This window comes from Mycobacterium sp. SMC-8 (assembly GCF_025263565.1).
GTDB lineage: Bacteria > Actinomycetota > Actinomycetes > Mycobacteriales > Mycobacteriaceae > Mycobacterium.
In genome coordinates this window covers 6,467,924-6,487,547 of sequence record NZ_CP079865.1, presented here as the reverse complement: position 1 = coordinate 6,487,547, position 19,624 = coordinate 6,467,924, and the positions used below count along the sequence as shown (strand labels likewise).

The window sequence follows — 19,624 nt, the reverse complement described above, 5'->3', positions numbered from 1 at the left end:
CTGGGAGGTGGCGGCCCGGGTCCAAACCCCTACCAACCAGTAGGTTGACCTAGTAAACCTTGTTGGTTAGGTTCGTGGAAAAGCCGATCCAATGAAGGAGTATCCGCATGGCTGAAGCCGTCATCGTCGAGGCAGTCCGCTCACCAGTCGGCAAGCGCAATGGCGCTCTGTCGGGGATCCATCCGGCCGAACTGTCGGCCCAGGTGCTCAACGGACTGGTGCAGCGTGCCGGTGTCGACCCCGCGCTCGTCGACGACGTGATTTGGGGCTGCGTCATGCAGGCCGGCGAGCAGGCGCTCGACATCGCCCGCACCGCGGTGCTGTCGGCCGGCTGGCCCGAGACCGTCCCGGGGGTGACCGTGGACCGCCAGTGTGGCTCCAGCCAGCAGTCGCTGCACTTCGCCGTCGCCGGTGTGGTGGCCGGTCACTACGACGTCGTGGTCGCCGGTGGCGTCGAGTCGATGTCGCGCACCCCGATGGGCTCGTCGCTGGCCAACGGCGGCAACCCCTATGGTGAGTCGTTCAAGGCGCGCTACGACAAGACTCCCAACCAGGGCATCGGCGCCGAGATGATCGCCGAGCAGTGGGGCCTGTCCCGCACCGAGCTCGACGAGTTCTCGCTGCGCTCGCATGAGAAGGCTGCTGCCGCACAGGATTCCGGTGCTTTCAAGGATCAGATCGTGGGCATCAAGACCCAAGACGCCGACGGCAACGACACCGTCGTGCTCGAAGACGGCGGCATCCGCCGCGGCGGCACCGTCGAGTCGATGGCCAACATCAAGCCCGCATTCAAGGAGGACGGCGTGATCCACGCCGGTAACTCCAGCCAGATCTCCGACGGCTCGGCCGCACTGCTGCTCATGTCCGCCGAGAAGGCCAAGGAGCTCGGTCTCAAGCCGCTGGCCAAGGTGCACACCGCGGTGCTCGCCGGCGCCGACCCGGTCATCATGCTGACCGCGCCGATCCCGGCCACGCAGAAGGCGCTCGCCAAGTCCGGCCTGAGCCTGGACCAGATCGGCGCATTCGAGGTCAACGAGGCGTTCGCGCCCGTGCCGATGGCATGGCTGAAGGACATCGGCGCCGACGAGAACAAGCTGAACCCCAACGGCGGCGCCATCGCGCTCGGCCATCCGCTCGGCGGCTCCGGTGCGCGCATCCTGACCACGCTGCTATACCACATGCGCGACAACAACATTCAGTACGGCCTGCAGACCATGTGCGAGGGTGGCGGCCAGGCCAACGCGACCATCCTGGAACTGCTGTGACCGACACCGCCGTCGCCCCTGGCGCGCTCACCGAGCGCCGGGGGAACGTCCTGATCATCACGATCAACCGCCCCGAGGCCCGCAACGCGATCAACGCCTCGGTCAGCACCGCCGTCGGTGACGCACTGCAGTCCGCGCAGGAGGACCCGGAGATCCGGGCCGTCATCCTGACCGGCGCCGGGGACAAATCCTTCTGTGCCGGAGCCGATCTCAAGGCGATCTCACGCGGGGAGAACCTGTTCCACCCCGAGCACTCGGAGTGGGGTTTCGCCGGCTACGTGCGGCACTTCATCGACAAGCCGACCATCGCCGCGGTCAACGGCACCGCGCTGGGTGGTGGCACCGAGCTGGCCCTGGCCAGTGATCTGGTCGTCGCCGAGGAACGCGCGAAATTCGGTCTGCCCGAGGTGAAGCGTGGTTTGATCGCCGGCGCCGGCGGCGTATTCCGCATCGTCGAGCAGCTGCCGCGCAAGGTGGCGCTGGAGCTGATCTACACCGGTGAGCCGATCAGCTCGGCCGACGCGCTGCGCTGGGGTCTGATCAATCAGGTCGTGCCCGACGGCACCGTCGTCGACGCTGCTCTGGCTCTGGCCGAACGGATCACCTGCAACGCGCCGCTGGCCGTGCAGGCCAGCAAGCGGGTGTCCTATGGCGCGATCGACGGTGTGGTCGCCGGCGACGAGCCATTCTGGAAGCAGACCTTCGGCGAGTTCTCGACTCTGCTGAAGACCGAAGACGCCATGGAAGGACCGCTGGCCTTCGCGCAGAAGCGCGAGCCGGTCTGGAAGGCCAAGTAAGCCAAGCAAGGGGAGCGAAAAGCCATGAAGCGCACCATCTATGACGCCGAGCACGAGGCGTTCCGCGAGACCGTCAAGGAGTACATCGAGCGTGAGCTCGTCCCCCACCACGAGAAGTGGGAGACCGAGCGCATCGTGGACCGGTCGGCCTACACCGCGGCGGGCAAGTACGGCCTCATCGGGTTCAACATGCCCGAGGAGTTCGGCGGCGGCGGGTCGGACGATTTCCGGTTCAACGCGATCATCGACGAGGAGATCGCCAAGGCCGGTGTGCACGGACCCGCGCTGAGCCTGCACAACGACGTCGTCGGGCCCTACTTCAAGGACCTGACCAACGACGAGCAGAAGAAGCGGTGGCTGCCGGGCATCGCCAGCGGCGAGACGATCATCGCGGTCGCGATGACCGAGCCCGGCGCCGGCAGCGACCTGGCCGGCATCCGCACCTCCGCGGTGCGCGACGGCGACGACTGGATCATCAACGGCTCCAAGACGTTCATCTCGTCGGGCATCAACTGCGACCTGTGCGTCGTGGTGGCCCGCACCGACCCGGAGGCCGGGCACAAGGGCTTCTCGCTGTTCGTGGTGGAGCGCGACATGGAGGGCTTCAGCCGCGGCCGCAAGCTCGACAAGATGGGTTTGCACAGCCAGGACACCTCCGAGCTGCACTTCGAGAACGTCCGGGTGCCGAACGCGAACCTGCTCGGCAAGGAGGGGCGCGGCTTCTACCACCTGATGACCAACCTGCCCTCGGAGCGACTGTCGATCGCGATCTCGGCGATCGCCGGCGCGCGGGCGGTGTTCGACGAGACGCTGCAATATGCCAAGGACCGCAAGGCTTTCGGCCAGCCGATCGGCAGCTTCCAGCACAACCGGTTCCTGCTCGCCGAGATGGAGACCGAGCTCGAGGTCACCGAGACCTACATCGATCGCTGCCTGCAGGGCGTGGTCGACGGAGAGCTGACCGCGGTCGAGGCGGCCAAGGCGAAGTGGTGGGCCACCGAGGTCGCCAAGAAGGTCGTCGACCAGTGCGTGCAGTTGCACGGCGGCTACGGCTACATGATGGAGTACCGGGTCGCCCGTGCCTACGTCGACGGGCGCATCCAGACGATCTTCGGTGGCACCACCGAGATCATGAAGGAGATCATCGGTCGCGACCTGGGAGTCTGAGTCGGCCCGCCGACGTGGAATCTGAGTCGGCCCGCCGACGTGGAATCTGAGTCGGCCCGCCGACGAGAAATGCCCCCGCCCGAGGCGGGGGCATTTCGTGTGCCGACAGTGCGGTGAGAGCGGTGATTCCGCGCAATCACCAGACCCAGCGCACTCTCGGCGCTGAGACGGCCGGCTAGCCGATCGGTGCCTCGGCCGCGGGCACGGTAGGCGACTCGGCCGGTGCTTCCGCCGGCGCCGGTGCCGGCTCGGTGGTCTCGGTCGGGGACGTGGTCGTCGTCTCGGTGGTGCTCGTCTCCGATGTGCCGGTCGGCGTGATCGGGGCCGGGGCCTCGGTCGGGTCGAGCACCTTGTCCACGAGGTAGATCCGGGCGTTCTGCGCCGGGATGCCGCCGCAGAGCACCTCGGTGGTCTCGTTGACCTGGATGTCACCGCCGGAGCCGGTCACCTCGATCTCGGTGCCCTCCTGGGTGGGACGCTGGCCCTTGACGTCGTCGGGACCGAGCAGGCCGAGGAACGCGTGGTAGTACAGCAGGGTCGTCAGCGCAGCCGGATCGGTGCGCAGCACCTCCTGCTGGTCGGGCGGCAGCGCGGCGAACGCCTCGTTGGTGGGCGCGAACACCACGTACGGCCCGTTGTCGAGCACGCTGGTGATGTTCACGGCAGGGGTCATCTGCCCCGAGAGCGCGGCGTTGAACGTCGAGATCTCAGCGATCGAGGACAGCGCGGTGCTGACCGGCAGGTTCGCCAGGCCCTTCCAGTTCGGCAGTGCCTCCTTGAACGCGCCGCACTCGGGTCCCTGCGGATCCGGGATCTCCGCCACGGGGGTGGTCGGTTCGGCGTGGGCGTTGATGGACAGCGGGACCGACAGGGCGATCGCGGCGGCGCTGACAGCGACGCCGATGGCCTTGCTGGTAGGGGTCTTCACGTTGCGCTCCTTACAGTCGTCAAGTCGCCTGGCATGGTATGTGCCGCTGTCGGCGACGGCCAAGTCGAGTTAGCGGGCGAGGCCTGTCGCTCGACCCGTCGGCAGTGCCCTGAGCTGGGCTTCAAGGCGTCGGCGAGGTGTCGGGCAACAGGGTTGCGACGACGCTGCCCAACCCGGCCGCGGTGGCCTCGAACGTCGCGGTTCCCGAACTGGCCTGCACCATCGCGCCGACCAGCCCGAACTCCAGCGCCTCGGTGACCTCGGGCCATACCTGCGAGCGCAGCGCCGCGCGCACCCGGCGGTGTAGTTCGGCATGGATGCGACGCCGGATGACCTGCACCGACGGCTCCCGCGAAATCAGCGCGCCGGCGCACGCGGCGGCCAGCCCGGGATGCTTCGCGGGCAGCATCACCAGCTGGTTGAACAGCGCGGCCGCCCGCGCCCGCGCCGACTTGTCCACATCGACGGTCAGCGGCGCGTCCCGGAGCAGATTGAGATAGATCTCGGCGACGATCGCGTCCTTCGACCGGAAGTACACGCAGAGTTCGCGGTGCGAGACGCCGGCCGCCGCGGCGATGCGCTGTGTGCTCAGCCCGTCGAACGCCACCTCGGCGAGTTGCGCGACGGTGGCGTCGAGGACGGCGGCCACCACCGCATGGTCGTCGCGGTCGCGGTCACCGTAGGAGCGAAGGTAGAAGACCTTCGCGCCGGTGGTCACGCACCCGCGCCCGAACTCGACGCGGTCGGTGTGCAGAGGTGTTCGGACAGTGCCCACAGTGCCAGCGCACGGGATTCGTCGACGGCGTAGGGAGCGGCGGTGCGCACCCGGCAGTCGGACAGGTACACCCCGCCGCTGCCGTCGAGTTCGGCGCTGACGGCCGCCCACACCTGGGTGGCGGCGCCGTACTCCGGTGTCGTGAACTGCGTGCGGAAGTCGGTCGGCGGCTTGTCGCCGGTCCGTTCCGCGCTGGACTTGTTCAGGCTCGTGAAGTCGTCGTCGGTCATGTGGCGGGCCAGCGAGGTGGCCACGATCCCGGGGTGCACCGCGAAGGCGCGCACGCTGCTGTCACGCAGCCTGCGGTCCAACTCGACCGCGTGCAGCATGTTGGCGGTCTTCGACGCGCCGTAGGCGGCGAACTTGTCGTAGTCGCGGTGCTCCCAGTTCGGGTCCTGAAAATCGACGTCACCCATGCGGTGTCCCTCAGAGGACAGGTTGACCACCCGTGCGCCGTCGGCGGCGACCAGCGCGGGGAACAGCAGCCGCGTCAGCTCGAAATGGCCCAGATGGTTTGTGCCGAACTGCATTTCGAAGCCCTCGGCGGTACGGCCGAACGGGGTGAACATCACTCCCGCGTTGTTCATCAGCACGTGCACCGCCGGCGTCAGCTCGGCGATCTCCGCCGCGGCTGCCGCGACGCTGGCCAACGACGTCAGGTCCAGGTGCACCGACGACAGCGCCGCGTCGGACACCTCGGCGTGTATCCACGCCTCGGTCTCGGCGAGCGCATCGGTGTTGCGGGCCGCCAGGATCACGTGCGCACCGGTCCTGGCCAGGGCGCGGGCGGACTCGCGGCCCAGTCCGGAGGAGGCGCCGGTGATGACGCAGGTCTTGCCGGTGAGGTCGACTCCCTCGACGATGTCGAGTGCGGTCGGCGCTGACGTCGATGTCACGACGTGAGGATCGCACGTGGCGTCGGGACCGTCCGCACCCGGCCCTACGATGACGGCCATGCCTGAGCCACTCATCCTGCCCGTCGCCGGCCACTCACCCGACCTGCACCCCGACAGCTGGGTGGCGCCCAACGCCACCGTTGTCGGCCGGGTCAGCCTCGCCGCCGGCGCGAGCGCCTGGTACGGCGCGATCCTGCGGGCCGAGGCCGAGCCCATCGAGATCGGGGCCGGCACCAACATCCAGGACGGCGTGACCATCCATGTCGATCCCGGCTTCCCGGCACGGGTGGGCGCGGGAGTCAGCGTCGGGCACAACGCGGTGCTGCACGGCTGCACCATCGAGGACAACTCACTGGTCGGCATGGGCGCGGTGGTGCTCAACGGCGCCGTCGTCGGATCGGGCTCGTTGATCGCCGCCGGCGCGGTGGTGCCGCAGAACGCGGTGATCCCGCCGGGATCCATGGTCGCCGGGGTGCCGGGCAAGGTGCGGCGCCAGCTCAGCGAGGACGAGATCGCCGGCATCCGCAGCAACGCCGCGGTGTATCAGGAGCTGGTGAAGCTGCACCGGAACCAGGCGTGACCGACCTAACCCCGCGCCCCGTGTTCTGAACTCAGGCGGCCTGGGTACAGGGCTTACCGTGAAACCCGTGCGCACCCTGGTCACCGGCGCGACCGGCTACATCGGATCCCGCCTGGTCGCGGCGCTCCTCGAGGACGGACACCAGGTGGTCGCGGCAAGCCGAGATCCGGACCGGTTGGCGCAGTTCGGCTGGTACGACAGTGTCTCGACGGTCACGCTCGATGCGCACGACGAGATCTCGGCCAACCAGGCCTTCACCGACGCCGGTCCCGTCGACGTCGTCTACTACCTGGTGCACGGAATCGGCCAGCCGGGATTCCGCGAGGCCGACAACCGCGCCGCGGCCAACGTGGCGGCCGCGGCGAAGGCCGCCGGGGTGGGACGCATCGTCTACCTGGGCGGGTTCGTACCGAATGAGAACTCGCTGTCGGAGCACCTGGCCAGCCGGGCCGAGGTCGCCGCCGCGCTGACCATCGACGGCGGGCCGGACGTGGTGTGGCTGGGGGCCGCGATCATCATCGGTGCGGGCTCCACGTCGTTCGAGATGCTGCGCTACGTCGGCGACCGGTTCCTGCTGCTGCCCATGCCGGAATGGTCGGCCAACCCGATCGACCCGATCGCGATCAGCGACGCGCTGCACTATCTGGTCGCCGCGGTCGACACCGACGCCGTGCCCGCGGGCGCCTACGACATCGCCGGTCCGGAAACCACCACCTACGGTGACCTACTGCGCACCTACGCGAAGGTGGCCGGCATCTGGCGCACGCCGGTCGCGGTGTACGGCGTCGACACCTCGCTGGTCTCGAAGCTGACCGGCGCCGTGCTGCCCGTTCCGGGTGGACTGGCCGCCGATCTCGTTGAGTCCCTGGACTTCCCGATGTTGGCGACGGCGAAGAGTCTCCGGGATCTGGTGCCCGATCCTCCCGACGGACTCGTGGGCGTCCAGGACGCGATCCAGCGGGCGGTCGCCAGCCCGCCTCGCCGGCCTGTCGACGAGCTGACCGACCCGCACCATCTCGCCGACACCGACCCCGACTGGGCCGGGGGCGACACCCTGCGGCTGCGGCAGCTGGCCCGTGCGGTGACACCGCCGGTGGCCCGGCCGATTCTCGGTCTGCTCTGTTTCGTTCCGGGTCCGGTCGCGGCGGCCGTGCGCACCGGGCTGGACACTGTGCTCGGACTGGTGCCCAGGGTGAGTACGGCGTGAGCACCGAGGTGGGTTGGGCCGGCGAGTTGCGCAAGATCGCGCGCAGGAAGGCTCCGCCGTACAACGAGCCACCGTCGGTCGTCGGCAAACGCAAATGGGTGGTCGGCGTCGTCCTGTTGATCGGCGCGGCACTGCTGGGCTACTCGCTGAGCCGGCCGCCCGGCGACGAGACCTTCATCTGGCTCACCCTCGCACTCGCCGGCGTGTGGGCGGCGGGCGCTTTCGCGTCGGGCCCGCTGCACATGGGCCACGTCTGTGTCCGTGGCCGCAACCAGCGGCCCGTCATCACCGGCACCGCGGTTGGGCTGCTACTCGGCGGCATCTTCGTGCTCGGCGGTCTGGTGGTGCGCGAGATCCCCGGCGTCAACGACTACATCCGCGAAGTCCTGCAGTACTCGAACGCCGGCCCGCTGTACCTGATCATCTTCATCACGGTGATCAACGGGCTGGCCGAGGAGATGTTCTTCCGCGGCGCGGTGTACACCGCACTGCTCAAATACCATCCGGTGATCGTCTCGACGGTGCTCTACGTCATCGCGACGGCGGCCACCACCGGCAACCCGATGCTGGGCTTCGCCGCGATCATCCTGGGCACTGTGTGCGCGCTGCTGCGGCGGGCCACCGGGGGAGTGCTCGCCCCGATGTTGACGCACTTCTTCTGGGGGCTGGTGATGGTGCTGGCGTTGCCGCCGATGTTCGGGGTGTAGCTCAGATCGCCAGTTGTTCGTCGGCGTCCTGCGCATCGGCGCCGCGCCACACCTCGACCGCCCGCTGCAACGGCAGACCGAGTGCGTCGCACAGTCCGACCACAGTGCCGAAGCTCGGGCTCGGCATCCTGCCCACCTCGATCTTGCGCAGCGTCTCCGGGGAGATCCCCGCGGCCCGGGCCACGCCCTCGGGGGCGCGGCCCGCCCGTGCCGTTCTCAGTAGCGCGCCGAGGCGTTGACCGGCGCGGATCTGTTCGGGACTCAGCGGTACGCGGACCATGCCGTACAGCATAACGGTATTCAAATACCGCGCCTGCTACCGTGGCGGTATAAAAATACCGACACGACGGAGCAGCGCATGATCGAACTCAAGACCGCCCGCGAGATCGACAAGATGGCGGTCACCGGCGAATTCGTCGCCCGCACCCTGCAGACGCTGAGCGGTGAGGCCGAGCCGGGCGTCAACCTGATGCAGCTCGAACACCGGGCCCGGGCGCTCATCGACGAGCGCGGCGCGACGTCCTGCTATTGGGACTACGCACCGTCGTTCGGTCGCGGACCGTTCCGCAACGTCATCTGCCTATCGGTCAACGACGCTGTGCTGCACGGACTTCCACACGACTATGGGCTCGCCGACGGCGACGTGCTGAGCATGGACTTCGCGGTGTCGATCGACGGCTGGGTCGCCGACGCGGCGGTCACCGTGATCGTCGGTGAGCGCGTCGACCCAGCTGACGCCGCGCTGGTCGACTCCACCCGGCGCGCGCTGAGCGCGGGCATCGCTGCCGCGGTCCCCGGCGGGCACCTCGGCGACATCTCGGCGGCCATCGGCGAGGTCGCGGCTGCCGAGGGGTACGCCGTCAACACCGACTTCGGCGGCCACGGACTCGGCCGCACCATGCACGAGGACCCGCACGTCCCCAACCGCGGAAACCGCGGACGCGGGATGAGGCTGCGCCCGGGACTGACGCTGGCGCTGGAGCCGTGGTGGGCGCGGGGCACACGGCGCCTGACCGTCGACGACGACGGCTGGACCCTGCGGTCGGCCGACGGCTCCCGCACCGCGCACTCCGAGCACACCATCGCCGTCACCGAGGACGGTCCGCGCATCCTCACCGCAGCGCCTTAGCTCAGCGGGTGGGCCAGTTCGTCCTGTCGCATCCGCGCGGCCCGCAGTGCCACCGCGGCCAGCAGCACCGGTGCCACGCCCGCGGCCAGGAAGATCGCTTCCATCGGAACGACTTTCGACAGCGGGCCGACGATCGCGAACGACACCGGCATGAACGCCAGGGACACGAAGAAGTCGAGGCTCGACACCCGGCCCAGCATCTCGGGCGGCACCCGGCGCTGAAGCAGGGTGCCCCAGATGACCATCCCGGCGCCATCGGTGACGCCGACAACGAACGTCGCCGCGGCCATCAGAGGGAACGACGACGTGACACCGACGATCACCAGCGGGACCGAGCCCAGGCCCCACATCGTCATCATCACCGTCAGATACCGGCGCGGCAGTCGCCGCGACGACACCGAAAGCGCGCCCAGTGCACTGCCCATCCCGAAGAACGCCAGGATGAATCCGTAGGTCTGCGCACCGTGGGTGAAGCGGTTCTGCACCAGGAAGGGCAGCAGCACCTCGATCGGTCCGAGCACGACGAGCACGAACATGCTGGCGAACAGCAGCGTCCACAGCAGCCACGGGGTGCGCAGCACGAACACCCAACCCTCGCGCAGGTCCCGCAGCAGATTCGGGCGCGAAACTTCTACCGGGCCGGGATCTCTCGGTGCCGGCCGGGTGAACAGCAGCAGGCCCAGGCTGACGGCGAACAGCATGGCCACCATGACCGCACCCGTCGCCGGCACTGTCGCGCCGACCACCAGCCCGGCCACCGCGGGACCCACCGCGCGCTGGAACACCGGCCGGACCACCCCTTCGACACCGTTGGCGGCCAGCAGCTGCTCGGCGGGCAGAATCCTCGGCAGAATCGCGCTGTACGCCGGGAAGAAGAACGCCGCCGCGATGCCCAGTGCCGCGGCTGCCACCGCCATGTGCCAGATCCGTAGTGCCCCAACAAGTCCGAGCGCGGCGACGGTCGACACCACGACCGTGTTGACCGTCGCGACCACGATGATGATCGCGCGCTGGCTCAGCCGGTCGGCGGCCAGGCCGCCGACCAGCACGAACGCGACCAGTCCCGCGCCAAGGCACGTCGCGACCAGCGACAGCGAGGTGGGGTCGTTGGACAGCTCGATGACCTGCAGCGCCATCACCACGGCCCACATGCCCTCGGCGAAGATGGACAGCGACACCGCCGCGATGAGCAGGCGGTACTCGCGGAAGCGGAACGGCGCGAGCACCCGCCAGCCGGCGGGGGCCACCGGCTGCTCCGGCCCCGATCGTGCGCTGTCGCGCCCGGTCTCGTACTTCGTGCTCACCGATCGATGGTCGCCGACGAGCACGGGATGCGTCGAACCATTTTCTACCGCCGAAATCGCATTCCACGCGCGCTTTTCACGACTTGACGCGCGTGGAATGCGATTTCGGCGAAGTAACGGTTATGAGTCGGTGAACGTCGCCGGGCGGCGCTGCTGGAATGCCTTGGTGCCCTCGCGGAAATCGTTGGACTCCAGCAGGATCAGCTGTCCGGTCTTCTCCCGCTCGAGCGCACCGTCCAGTTCGAACAGCGTCGCGGCGTTGATCGCGTCCTTGGTCTTGCGCAATGCCACGGCCGGCCCGGACACCAGGGTGCCGATCACCTTGTCGACCTCGCCGTCGAAGTCCGCAGCCGGGAACACGGCGCTCACCAGGCCCCAGCTGTAGGCCTCGTCGGCCGAGAGGCGTTCGGCCAGCAGCGCCATCCGCATCGCACGGATGCGACCCACCGCCGCCGCGATCAACGCCGAGGCCCCGCCGTCGGGCATCAGGCCGATCTTGGTGAAGGCCAGCATGAAAAACGCCTTCTCGGAAGCGAGTACGACGTCGCACGCCATGGCCAGCGAGACACCCACCCCGGCTGCCGCGCCCTGCACGATCGCGACCGCGGGCTGGGGCAGCGCGGCGATCGCGCGGATGCAGCGGTTCGCGGCGTCGAGCACGTCGGCCGGCGTTCCCGCCGCGCCCGGATTAGCGTGGTCTTCTTCGCTGATTCCCGCCCCCGAGCAGAAGCCGCGGCCCGCGCCGCCGAGGCGCACGACGCGCACCCGAGGATCGTTGGCGGCGCGTTCCAGCGTCGAGGCCAGCGTCTGCAACATCGGCGCAGTGAGTGAGTTCAGGCTCTCCGGGCGGTTCAGCGTGATGGCGAGGATGCCGCCGTCGAGGCCGACGGTCAGGTCGTCGATGCCTTCGTAGACGTCGGTGCTCGGGTCGGTGGTGGTCATGAATGTCCTCTTCATTGGGGCCTTCGGTGACTGCTGAAGCCCCGTGGCCGGTCGACTTGGTTATACAAGTAAGCTATGTCGCGGTCAACCGAGCGATACTCATGAAGGGCGGTCAGGGCATGGCTGGACCACTACAGGGACTTCGAGTTGTGGAGCTGGCCGGCATCGGCCCCGGACCCCATGCGGCAATGATCCTCGGCGACCTCGGTGCCGATGTGGTGCGCATCGAACGCCCAGGTAAGGGCCCCGGCCCGGCGACCAAACCAGGTGGCGACTACCTGCTGCGCAACCGCCGGTCGGTGGCGGCGAACCTGAAGAGCGAAGAGGACCGCGACATGGTCCTGAGGCTGATCGCGAAGGCCGACGTGCTGATCGAGGGGTTCCGGCCCGGGGTCACCGAACGGCTGGGGCTCGGTCCGGCGGACTGCGCGAAGGTCAACGAGAAGCTGATCTACGCGCGGATGACCGGCTGGGGCCAGGACGGCCCTCGCGCCCAGCAGGCCGGCCACGACATCAACTACATCTCGCTCAACGGTGCGCTGCACGCGATCGGCCGGGCCGGGGAGCGGCCGGTGCCGCCGCTGAACCTCGTCGGCGACTTCGGTGGCGGATCGATGTTCCTTCTGGTCGGGGTGCTGTCGGCGCTGTACGAGCGGGAACGCTCGGGCAAGGGTCAGGTGGTCGACGCCGCGATGGTGGACGGCTCCAGCGTGTTGTCGATGATGATGTGGGCGTTCCGCGGCATGGGCATGTGGAGCGACGAACGCGGCGTGAACATGCTCGACACCGGCGCGCCGTACTACGACACCTACGAATGCTCCGACGGGCGCCACATTGCGGTGGGCTGCATCGAACCGCAGTTCTACGCCGAGTTCCTCAAGGGCATCGGTCTCGAAGGTGTCGACCTGCCCGACCAGAACGACATGAGCCGCTGGCCGGAGCTCAAAGAAGCCTTCACCAAGGCGATCGCCGCCCACGACCGCGACCACTGGGCCGAGGTGTTCTCCGGCACCGACGCCTGCGTGACGCCGGTGCTGTCGTTCGCCGAGGTGGAGTCCGAACCGCACAACGCCGAGCGCAACACCTTCTACTCGGAGAACGGTTCGCTCTACCCCGCACCCGCGCCGCGGTTCTCGCGCAGTGTGCCATCCGCCCCGAAGCCCCCTGGGGTACCCGGCGCGGACACCGAAGCTGTTCTGCAGGAATGGATTTAGTCAAAGTCAAGGTCAGGAAAGGATTCGTTCTGTGGAGATCAAAGACGCCGTAGCCGTCGTCACCGGAGGTGCTTCCGGTCTCGGTCTGGCGACCACGAAGCGGCTGCTGGACCGGGGCGCCTCGGTGGTGGTCATCGACCTCAAGGGCGAGGAGGCCGTCTCCGCGCTCGGCTCGCGCGCGAAGTTCGTCGAGGCCAATGTCACCGACCCGGAGCAGGTGGGCGCCGCGCTGGACGCCGCCGAGGAGATGGGCCCGCTGCGTATCGACGTCAACTGCGCGGGCATCGGCAACGCCGCCAAGACGCTGGGCAAGGACGGCCCGTTCCCGCTCGACGGGTTCAAGAAGGTCGTCGAGGTCAACCTGATCGGCTCCTTCAACGTGCTGCGGCTGAGCGCCGAGCGGATCGCCAAGACCGAGCCGATCAACGGTGAGCGCGGCGTCATCATCAACACCGCGTCGGTGGCCGCGTTCGAGGGTCAGATCGGCCAGGCGGCGTACTCGGCGTCCAAGGGTGGCGTCGTCGGCATGACCCTGCCGATCGCCCGTGATCTCTCGCGCGAGCTGATCCGCGTCTGCACGATCGCGCCGGGACTGTTCAAGACCCCCCTGCTGGGCTCGCTGCCCGAGGAGGCGCAGGCGTCGCTGGGCAAGCAGGTGCCGCATCCCGCGCGCCTGGGCGACCCCGACGAGTACGGCGCCCTGGCGGTGCACATCGTCGAGAACCCGATGCTCAACGGTGAGACGATCCGCCTCGACGGCGCGATCCGGATGGCGCCCCGATGAGCGCTTGCGCGAAGAGCGAGGAGCACCGATGAGTCTGAAGACGAAGTTCACCGAGACGTTCGGGGTCGAGCACCCGATCGCCCAGGGCGGTATGCAGTGGGTGGGTCGCGCGGAACTCGTTGCAGCCGTGGCGAATGCGGGGGCGCTGGGTTTCATCACCGCGCTGACCCAGCCGACGCCGGCGGACCTGGCCAACGAGATCGCCAAGACGCGGGATCTGACCGACAAGCCGTTCGGGGTCAACCTGACGATCCTGCCGGCGATCAACCCGCCGCCGTACGACGAATACCGTCAGGTGATCGTCGACGCAGGTATCAAGATCGTCGAGACCGCGGGCTCCAACCCGGCGCCGCACCTGCCGATGTTCCACGACAACGGCATCAAGGTGCTGCACAAGTGCACCTCGGTGCGGCATGCGGTCAAGGCCCAGTCCCTGGGGGTGGACGGCATCAGCATCGACGGGTTCGAGTGCGCGGGGCATCCGGGTGAGGACGACGTGCCCGGACTGGTGCTGATCCCGGCGGCGGCCGACAAGATCGAGATCCCGATGATCGCCTCGGGCGGGTTCGCCGACGGGCGGGGTCTGGCCGCGGCGCTGGCGCTGGGTGCCGACGGCATCAACATGGGGTCGCGCTTCATGTGCACGGTCGAGTCGTGCATCCACCAGAACGTCAAGGAAGCGATCGTGGCCGGGGACGAGCGGGGCACGGAGTTGATCTTCCGCAGCTTGCACAACACCGCGCGGGTGGCGTCCAACGTGGTCTCGCGTGAGGTGGTGCAGATCCTCGCCGAGGGCGGTCAGTTCGAGGACGTCAAGGATCTGGTGGCCGGAGTACGTGGCCGCAAGGTGTTCGACGACGGCGACGTCGACGCCGGCATCTGGACCGTCGGAACCGCCATGGGTCTGATCAACGACATCCCCACCGTCGGCGACCTGGTCGCCCGCATTGTCGGGGAGGCGGAGGATCTGATCTCGAACCGTCTCGCAGAAATGGTCATGCCTGCAGCGCAGCGGGTGTGATCGCCGGATCGCCCGGACGCACCTCGGGTCCGCCCGAGGTGCCCGGGCGTCGGGCAAACTCGATAACGCAGGGACGCGCGCCCGTGAGGGCGCGCGTTCTTTCACACCGCGGTGGGCAGAACCTGCTCGTCGTCGAGCTGCTCGGAGGTCAACCCCTCGACCAGGACATCGCCGTGGTAGAGAGCGTCGAAATCAACCTTGATGACATCAGCACTGGTGTCGTCGATCCACATGTACTGAACAGTAACCACGGGCTCTAAGGAATCTTTGAGCCTCGTATCGGAAAACTGTGGCAATTCTTACCGCCGGGTAGGTTCGTTGCCTACCGGCGGGTAGCTCACGGTCCCGCCGGTGCGGGTGGTGCGGTGAAGTGGATCGGATTGACGCCGTACAGCGCGACCCAGGTCAGTACGGCGACGACGAACGCGAGTGCGACCAGCGCCACCCTGACCCGGGTGGACCAGACGATGCGGCTCAGCATGCGATGGTCGACGGAGTACCGGCCCGCGCCGGTGAAAATCAGCGTGGCCGCCCCGAGGCCGAGCAGGAACGGCACGTTGAACGGTTCGGACCAGAACGCCGCGCCGGACACATTGACCGCCCAGGCGCACAGCATCACGCCGAGTGCGGCGCAGCCGGCCAGCGGCGTGAGCACGCCAAGCAGCAGTGCGATGCCGCTGATCGTCTCGGTGGCGGTGACCATGAACGCCGCGAACGCCGGCAGCCGCCAGCCGGCGTCGCCCATGAACTGCACCGTCATGGGGAAGTCGGAGACCTTGATCAGGCCGGCCTGCAGGAGGGCCGCGCCGATACCGAGGCGAAGGATGAGGAGGCCGACGTCGGCGGAGCCGGCGATTGGGCTGACGTCGGCGGAGCCGGCGATTGGGCTGCTGTCGGCGGAGCCGGCGATCGGGCTGGGGCGTTCGGTCATCGACGCTGACGGTAGCGGGTTGCGGGGCTTCCGGGTGGGCTTCGTGCTCATGAACAGGTTGACCGCATGCGGTCGCGGAATTCATCGCCAACCCGTTGACCGACTGAAGTTACCGCTGATAACTTAGCGGCGATAATCCTGGGGAAGGGTCACCGTGCTGCACCGCATCGCTTCACTGGCCATCGCGGCACCGCGCCGCGTTCTCGTCATCGCACTGCTGGTCATGGTGGCCTGCGGCATCTTCGGCGCGCCGGTGGCCCGGCACCTGTCGGCCGGTGGCTTCCAGGACCCGACGTCGGAGTCGGCGCGCGCCACCCAGGTGCTCGTCGACAAGTTCGATCAGGGTGACATGGAGATGCTGATCAGCGTCACCGACGACACCTCGGCCGAGGGCGCTGACAGTCCGTCGGCACGCAGCGTGGGCACCGACTTGGCCGACCGGTTGGCGGCCTCCCCTCACGTCGGATCGGTGACGTCGGCGTGGACGGCCCCGCCTTCGGCGGCTCCGGCTCTGATCAGCGAGGACGGCAGGACCGGGCTGATCGTCGCCGGGATCACCGGCGGTGAGAGTGAGGCGCAGAAGCACGCCAAGGCGCTGGCCGAAGAGTTGGTTTACGACCGCGACGGCGTCTCGGTGAACGCGGGCGGTGTCGCGATGACTTATGTCCAGATCAACGCGCAGAGCGAAAAAGACCTGCTGATGATGGAGTCCATCGCGATTCCGCTGAGCTTTGTCGTGCTGGTCTGGGTGTTCGGCGGCCTGCTCGCGGCCGCGCTGCCGTTGGCGGTCGGTGCGTTCGCGATCCTCGGGTCGATGGCGGTGCTGCGCGCCGTCACCATGGTCACCGATGTGTCGATCTTCGCGCTGAACTTGACGATCGCGATGGGTCTGGCGCTGGCGATCGACTACACCCTGCTGATCATCAGCCGCTACCGCGACGAGCTCTCCGAAGGACACGACCGCGATACGGCGCTGGTGCGCACCATGATGACCGCGGGCCGCACCGTGCTGTTCTCCGCCATGACCGTCGCGCTGTCGATGGTGGCGATGGTGCTGTTCCCGATGTACTTCCTGAAGTCGTTCGCGTATGCGGGCATCGCCGTGGTCGGCTTCGCCGCGGTGGCGGCCATCCTGATCGCACCGGCGGCGATCGTGGTCGCCGGGGACCGGCTCGACTCGCTGGATGTGCGGCGCCTGTTCCGGCGGGTGTTCCGCCGGCCGGAACCGGTGGCCAAACCGATCGAGCAGATGTTCTGGTACCGGTCGACGAAATTCGTGATGCGGCGGTCGATTCCGATCGGCGCCGCTGTCGTCGCGCTGCTGCTGGTGCTGGGCGCCCCGTTCCTCGGCGCCAATTGGGGATTCCCCGACGACCGGGTGCTGCCGGAGAGTGCCTCGGCGCGCCAGCTCGGCGACGAACTGCGCACCGACTTCGCCGTCGACTCGTCGACCAATGTCGTTGTGGTGCTGCCCGACACCGAGGGTCTGCACCCCGAAGCGCTCTACGATTACGCCGCCGAACTGTCCCGCGTTCAGGACGTGTCCTCGGTGTCCTCGCCCGGCGGCACGTTCGTCGACGGGGTCAGGGTGGGTCCGCCGTCGGCGGCCACCGGAATCGCCGACGGCAGTGCGTTCCTGACCATCGGAAGTACCGCGCCGTTGTTCACCGATGCGTCGGAGGTCCAGCTGGACCGGTTGCACGGCGTCGCCGCGCCCGATGGCCAGCAGGTACTGCTGACCGGCCTGGCTCAGATCAACAGGGACAGTTCCGACGCCATCACCTCGCGGCTGCCCACCGTGCTCGGCGTGATCGCAGCCATCACGTTCGTGTTGCTGTTCCTGCTCACCGGCAGTGTGGTATTGCCGCTGAAAGCGTTGGTGCTCAACATCTTGTCGTTGACCGCTGCGTTCGGTGCGCTGGTGTGGATCTTCCAGGAAGGTCACCTGGGCGCGCTCGGAACCACTCCCACCGGGACCCTCGTCGCGACCATGCCGGTGCTGTTGTTCTGCATCGCGTTCGGTCTGTCGATGGACTATGAGGTGTTCCTGGTCTCCCGGATCCGTGAGTACTGGCTGGCGTCGGGCTCGACGACCGCCGAAGGCAGCGACGAGAGCGTGGCGCTCGGACTGGCACGCACCGGCCGGGTGGTCACCGCCGCGGCGCTGGTCATGTCGATCTCGTTCGCGGCGCTGATCGCCGCCCAGGTCGCGTTCATGCGGATGTTCGGGGTCGGTCTGACCCTGGCGATCCTTGCGGACGCCACGCTGGTACGGATGCTGCTGGTGCCCGCGTTCATGCATGTGCTGGGCCGATGGAACTGGTGGGCGCCGAAACCATTGGCGAAATTGCATGAACGCATCGGGTTCAGTGAGACCCTGGACGACGTGGGCGTCCCCGCCTCGCGCCCGGAACCGGTCGCAACCGGGAAAGAGAATGGCTGATCCGAACGCGTCACCGCGCCGCCGGCACCGCGCACCCCGCGGCGCCGGTGATCAACTGCGCACTGAGATCCTGGACGCCGCAACCGAACTGCTGCTCGAAACCGGAGACGAGAAGGTGGTCTCCATTCGGTCCGTGGCCGACCGTGTCGGGGTCACACCGCCGTCGATCTACCTGCACTTCGCCGACAAGACCGCTCTCCTGCACGCGGTGTGCAGCCAATACTTCGAAAAACTCGACGAAGAGATGCAGACCGTGGCCGGTGCGTACGTCTCGGCGTTCGACGTGTTGCGCTCCCAGGGCATGGCGTATCTGCGATTCGCGATGAAAACGCCCGTGCTGTACCGGATCGCGATGCTCGGGCATGGCAGCCCCGGCAGCGACGTCGACCTCGCCCTGAACAGCTCGGCGTTCGGGCACCTGCGCGCGACGGTGCAGGCGCTGATCGCCGAGGGGATCTACCCGCCGGGGGACCCGACGCGGCTGGCGCTGCAACTGTGGACCGCCGTCCACGGCATCGCGGCGTTGCTGATCTCCCGCCCCTACCTGCCCTGGGGAGATGTCGAACAGTTCGCCGACGGCCTGATGCGGGCGGTGTGCTGCGGTCACGTCATCTCCGGGGCGATCAGGCCGGACGACTCACCGCAGGACATCATGACCTGGTTGAAAGGGGTGGTTGATGAGCGAAACCGTGGATAACCCGTTCTTCGCGCGGCTGTGGACGGCGTTGGCCTCGCGTGAACCCGAATCGCTGCGCGCGATGCGCCGCGCGAACCTGGCCGGGCTCAGCGGACGAGTCCTTGAGGTCGGGGCGGGCACGGGATCGAACTTCGCGTTCTACCCCGACACCGTCACCGAGGTGGTGGCCGTGGAACCCGAACGCCGGCTGGCCGCGGTTGCGCAGCAGGCGGCTGTCCGCGCGACGGTGCCTATCGTGGTGAGCACCGACGTCGTCGAACGGTTCGCCGACGCCGAACCGTTCGACGCCGTGGTGTGCTCGCTGGTGCTGTGCTCGGTCGATGACCCGGAAGCCGTTGTGGCCCAGCTGTTCTCCATGCTGCGTCCGGGTGGACAGCTGCGCTACCTGGAACACGTGGCGGGAACGGGCGCCCGCGCGCGGCTGCAGCGGGTCGCCGACGCGACGCTGTGGCCGCGGCTGCTCGGCAACTGCCACACCCACCGCCACACCGAAGACACCATCGTCGGCGCGGGATTCCGCGTCGACGGGGCCAAGCGGGAGTGGGCGTTCCCGAAGTGGGTGCCGACGCCGGCGGCCGAGTTCGCGATCGGGGTCGCGGTCCGCCCCTAACTGGCTGTGGGTCGTGTCAATAGCCGGGTTTGGCGTGGAGTGGCGACATCCGGTGTTCGGGTGGTGTGGTGGTGCTGTGATAGCCGGTGGCCGGCTGAAAGCGGACGGGTGCCTGGCGCCCACGTTGACGTATGCGACCTCGTGGTGATCTGGTCATCTGGCGTCGTTCGGGCTGCCGTGGAGGCGAAGGGCCGGGTGCCAAGTGAGATGCGACGTTACCCGAGACG

At 68.2% G+C, this 19,624-nt stretch carries 21 protein-coding genes; 13 read left to right on the top strand and 8 right to left on the bottom strand.

Going from position 1 to position 19,624, the window contains the following annotated elements; genetic code table 11:
- Window positions 1-107 precede the first annotated feature (107 nt).
- From KXD97_RS31135 to KXD97_RS31125, 3 genes are read left to right on the top strand one after another with little or no spacing between them, the layout of a single operon-like run.
- Entirely contained in the window at window positions 108-1,265 is a 1,158-nt protein-coding gene (locus KXD97_RS31135) for a thiolase family protein (protein ID WP_260754829.1), read from the top strand.
- Window positions 1,262-2,062: a crotonase/enoyl-CoA hydratase family protein gene (locus KXD97_RS31130; RefSeq protein WP_260754828.1), complete on the top strand. Its 801-nt coding sequence runs from the start codon at window positions 1,262-1,264 to the stop codon at window positions 2,060-2,062. Before KXD97_RS31135 ends, KXD97_RS31130 begins: the two co-directional genes overlap by 4 nt.
- A 24-nt stretch (window positions 2,063-2,086) precedes the next feature.
- A complete protein-coding gene (locus KXD97_RS31125) occupies window positions 2,087-3,229 on the top strand; it encodes an acyl-CoA dehydrogenase family protein (protein WP_260754827.1) in 1,143 nt (380 codons plus the stop codon).
- A gap of 175 nt (window positions 3,230-3,404) precedes the next feature.
- Here the strand turns inward: KXD97_RS31125 and KXD97_RS31120 are convergent, their stop codons facing one another.
- The 3 genes from KXD97_RS31120 to KXD97_RS31110 form a co-directional block, all read right to left on the bottom strand.
- A complete protein-coding gene (locus tag KXD97_RS31120; protein WP_260754826.1) occupies window positions 3,405-4,157 on the bottom strand; it encodes a fasciclin domain-containing protein in 753 nt (250 codons plus the stop codon).
- A 121-nt stretch (window positions 4,158-4,278) separates the two neighbouring features.
- Complete coding sequence (locus KXD97_RS31115; protein WP_260754825.1) at window positions 4,279-4,875, bottom strand: TetR/AcrR family transcriptional regulator; 597 nt, start codon at window positions 4,873-4,875, stop codon at window positions 4,279-4,281.
- Entirely contained in the window at window positions 4,872-5,828 is a 957-nt protein-coding gene (locus KXD97_RS31110) for an SDR family NAD(P)-dependent oxidoreductase (protein WP_260754824.1), read from the bottom strand. The genes KXD97_RS31115 and KXD97_RS31110 overlap by 4 nt, the downstream gene beginning before the upstream one ends.
- A gap of 58 nt (window positions 5,829-5,886) precedes the next feature.
- On the opposite strand from KXD97_RS31110, the gene KXD97_RS31105 reads away from it, so the two are divergent.
- The 3 genes from KXD97_RS31105 to KXD97_RS31095 are packed head-to-tail and all read left to right on the top strand — an operon-like array spanning window position 5,887 to window position 8,322.
- Window positions 5,887-6,408 carry a gamma carbonic anhydrase family protein gene (locus KXD97_RS31105; RefSeq protein WP_260754823.1) on the top strand — a complete coding sequence of 174 codons (522 nt, stop codon included), beginning with the start codon at window positions 5,887-5,889 and terminating at the stop codon, window positions 6,406-6,408.
- Window positions 6,409-6,466: 58 nt separating this feature from the next.
- Complete coding sequence (locus tag KXD97_RS31100) at window positions 6,467-7,615, top strand: NAD(P)H-binding protein (RefSeq protein ID WP_260754822.1); 1,149 nt, start codon at window positions 6,467-6,469, stop codon at window positions 7,613-7,615.
- Window positions 7,612-8,322 (top strand): CPBP family intramembrane glutamic endopeptidase, encoded by a 711-nt coding sequence (locus KXD97_RS31095; protein ID WP_260754821.1) that lies wholly within the window; start codon window positions 7,612-7,614, stop codon window positions 8,320-8,322. The genes KXD97_RS31100 and KXD97_RS31095 overlap by 4 nt, the downstream gene beginning before the upstream one ends.
- A gap of 1 nt (window position 8,323) precedes the next feature.
- Here KXD97_RS31095 and KXD97_RS31090 read toward each other — a convergent pair whose 3' ends face one another.
- A complete protein-coding gene (locus KXD97_RS31090; RefSeq protein WP_260754820.1) occupies window positions 8,324-8,602 on the bottom strand; it encodes a helix-turn-helix transcriptional regulator in 279 nt (92 codons plus the stop codon).
- A 78-nt stretch (window positions 8,603-8,680) separates the two neighbouring features.
- On the opposite strand from KXD97_RS31090, the gene map reads away from it, so the two are divergent.
- Window positions 8,681-9,451, top strand: a complete 771-nt coding sequence (gene map / locus KXD97_RS31085; protein WP_260754819.1) for a type I methionyl aminopeptidase — start codon at window positions 8,681-8,683, stop codon at window positions 9,449-9,451.
- Here map and tet(V) read toward each other — a convergent pair.
- Window positions 9,448-10,755 carry a tetracycline efflux MFS transporter Tet(V) gene (tet(V), locus tag KXD97_RS31080; RefSeq protein WP_396884624.1) on the bottom strand — a complete coding sequence of 436 codons (1,308 nt, stop codon included), beginning with the start codon at window positions 10,753-10,755 and terminating at the stop codon, window positions 9,448-9,450. The genes map and tet(V) overlap by 4 nt on opposite strands.
- Before the next feature lie 120 nt (window positions 10,756-10,875).
- On the bottom strand, window positions 10,876-11,697 hold the full coding sequence (locus KXD97_RS31075; protein WP_260754818.1) for an enoyl-CoA hydratase: 822 nt from the start codon (window positions 11,695-11,697) through the stop codon (window positions 10,876-10,878).
- 119 nt (window positions 11,698-11,816) lie between these two features.
- Here KXD97_RS31075 and KXD97_RS31070 point away from each other — a divergent pair, with 119 nt between their 5' ends.
- The 3 genes from KXD97_RS31070 to KXD97_RS31060 are packed head-to-tail and all read left to right on the top strand — an operon-like array spanning window position 11,817 to window position 14,716.
- Window positions 11,817-12,911, top strand: coding sequence for a CaiB/BaiF CoA-transferase family protein (locus tag KXD97_RS31070; RefSeq protein WP_260754817.1), 1,095 nt, complete (start codon window positions 11,817-11,819; stop codon window positions 12,909-12,911).
- 31 nt (window positions 12,912-12,942) lie between these two features.
- Window positions 12,943-13,695, top strand: a complete 753-nt coding sequence (locus KXD97_RS31065) for a 3-hydroxyacyl-CoA dehydrogenase (RefSeq protein WP_260754816.1) — start codon at window positions 12,943-12,945, stop codon at window positions 13,693-13,695.
- A 28-nt stretch (window positions 13,696-13,723) separates the two neighbouring features.
- Window positions 13,724-14,716, top strand: coding sequence for a nitronate monooxygenase family protein (locus KXD97_RS31060; protein WP_260754815.1), 993 nt, complete (start codon window positions 13,724-13,726; stop codon window positions 14,714-14,716).
- A gap of 101 nt (window positions 14,717-14,817) precedes the next feature.
- On the opposite strand, the gene KXD97_RS31055 is transcribed toward KXD97_RS31060, so the two are convergent.
- Together KXD97_RS31055 and KXD97_RS31050 are read right to left on the bottom strand one after the other, a co-directional pair.
- Window positions 14,818-14,949, bottom strand: coding sequence for a hypothetical protein (locus KXD97_RS31055; RefSeq protein WP_260754814.1), 132 nt, complete (start codon window positions 14,947-14,949; stop codon window positions 14,818-14,820).
- A gap of 104 nt (window positions 14,950-15,053) precedes the next feature.
- Window positions 15,054-15,647: a DoxX family protein gene (locus KXD97_RS31050; protein ID WP_260754813.1), complete on the bottom strand. Its 594-nt coding sequence runs from the start codon at window positions 15,645-15,647 to the stop codon at window positions 15,054-15,056.
- A 154-nt stretch (window positions 15,648-15,801) separates the two neighbouring features.
- Between KXD97_RS31050 and KXD97_RS31045 the strand changes: the two genes are divergently transcribed.
- From KXD97_RS31045 to KXD97_RS31035, 3 genes are read left to right on the top strand one after another with little or no spacing between them, the layout of a single operon-like run.
- Window positions 15,802-18,090: an MMPL family transporter gene (locus tag KXD97_RS31045; protein ID WP_260754812.1), complete on the top strand. Its 2,289-nt coding sequence runs from the start codon at window positions 15,802-15,804 to the stop codon at window positions 18,088-18,090.
- A complete protein-coding gene (locus tag KXD97_RS31040; RefSeq protein WP_260754811.1) occupies window positions 18,083-18,787 on the top strand; it encodes a TetR/AcrR family transcriptional regulator in 705 nt (234 codons plus the stop codon). The genes KXD97_RS31045 and KXD97_RS31040 overlap by 8 nt, the downstream gene beginning before the upstream one ends.
- The gene (locus tag KXD97_RS31035) at window positions 18,768-19,397 is read left to right on the top strand and encodes a class I SAM-dependent methyltransferase (protein WP_260754810.1); all 630 of its coding nucleotides are present in this window, start codon (window positions 18,768-18,770) and stop codon (window positions 19,395-19,397) included. The genes KXD97_RS31040 and KXD97_RS31035 overlap by 20 nt, the downstream gene beginning before the upstream one ends.
- Window positions 19,398-19,624: the final 227 nt, after the last annotated feature.